This window comes from Gluconacetobacter aggeris, assembly GCF_014174395.1.
GTDB classification, from domain to species: Bacteria; Pseudomonadota; Alphaproteobacteria; order Acetobacterales; family Acetobacteraceae; genus Gluconacetobacter; species Gluconacetobacter aggeris.
The window spans coordinates 1-1,599 of the sequence record NZ_JABEQD010000039.1 but is presented as its reverse complement, the minus strand read 5'-3'; the positions used below and the strand labels follow the sequence as shown (position 1 = coordinate 1,599).

1 protein-coding gene is annotated in these 1,599 nt (G+C 64.2%); it reads left to right on the top strand.

Features of this window, described 5'->3' with window-relative positions; all coding sequences use genetic code 11:
- The coding region (locus HLH36_RS19410) for a TonB-dependent receptor (RefSeq protein ID WP_182987918.1) at positions 1-1,599 on the top strand (1,599 nt) is incomplete at its 5' end.

The window sequence follows — 1,599 nt, the reverse complement described above, 5'->3', positions numbered from 1 at the left end:
CATGGCAGCCTCGACCTGGCCAATTCGGTGCTGAACGGGCCGGGAACCTCGCCGGTGGAATTGCTGCGCGCCGATCCCAGGGCGCAGTTTACCGCGCCGAACCAGATGGCGAACAGATTCATCCAGTTTGCGCTGAACGGCCGGCACGGCTTTACCGATACGCTGTCGGTGCAGGGGCAGGTGCATTACGATTATTTCCAGCAGCGCGTGATCAACGGCAATGCGCCCAACGATGCGCCGTGCGATGATGGATCGGGCCTGATGTGTACCGGCCATGGCGACCCCTCGACCACGCGGGGCGGAGCGACGATTCCGGATTTCCTGAATGGCGGCCCGTATTCCGAGCTGGATCTGCAGACGACCAATACCAATGGTTATGGGGTGTCGGTGCAGCAGACCGAAACGCATTCGGTGTTCGGCCTGCGCAATCACGAGGTGGCGGGCGTCAGTTTCGACGGCGCGCAGACGATGTTCACCGGCTCCGCCCTGCTGGGCGGCTTGACCCCGGTGACGCGCGAATATTACGGCCCCGGCTATGTGATCGACGAACCGGGTGCGACGGTGCCGGTACGGGTGCGGGTGCATGATGCCTATGTCGGCGTGTTCGCGACCGACACGATCGACCTGACGCAGCGCCTCTCGCTGACCGGATCGATGCGCTATAATTTCGCGCAGATCAATCTGGCTGATCAGAATGGCGGGGATCTGAGCGGGCGCCATGCCTATTCGGCGATCAACCCCGGGGGTGGGCTGCGTTATCGCCTGACGAAATGGGCCACGCTCTATGGCGGCTATTCCGAGACGAACCGCGCGCCGACGCCTGCCGAGCTGTCCTGCGCCGGCCCCGAGAATGCGTGCAGCCTGGCCAATTTCTTCGTTGGCGATCCCGAGCTGAAGCAGGTGAGGGCTCATACGTTCGAAGCCGGTCTGCGGGGCGGCTTCGCCATCGGCGCTGCCGGCCGGCTGAGCTATGATGTGGGACTGTTTCGCACCGATGCCGACAACGACATCGTCTTCATCAACAGCGAGACGCTGAACCGTGCTTTTTTTGCCAATATCGGCGCCACCCGCAGGCAGGGGGGCAAGGTTCATCTGGCCTGGCAGGCCGATGGCTGGTCGGCCTGGCTGAACTATACCCATACCGACGCGACCTATCGCAGCGGCTTTGTGGAGGATGCGGGCAGCAATCCGGCCGGCGATGATGACGGCGACATCACCGTGCGCCGGGGCAACCGCCTGCCGGGCATTCCGCTGGACAAGCTGACCGGCGGGGTGGATGTGCGTGTGACCCCGAACTGGACCGTCGGCGGCGATTTCGTGCTGCAGGGCGGCCAGTATCTGTTTGGCGACGAAGCCAATCTGACGCCGCGCCTGCCGGGGTTCTTCGTGCTGAACCTGCACAGTTCGGTCCAGGTGACGCGCTGGCTGCAACTGTTCGGCAGCATCGCGAACGTGACCGACCGGCAATATTATACGTTCGGCACGTTCTCGGCGACCTCCTCGGTCTATCTGGCGCAGGCGCCGGGGGCGAGCAACCCGCGCAGCTATAGCCCCGCCGCGCCGATCGGCGGGTTTGGCGGCGTGCGCGTGACGTTCTGA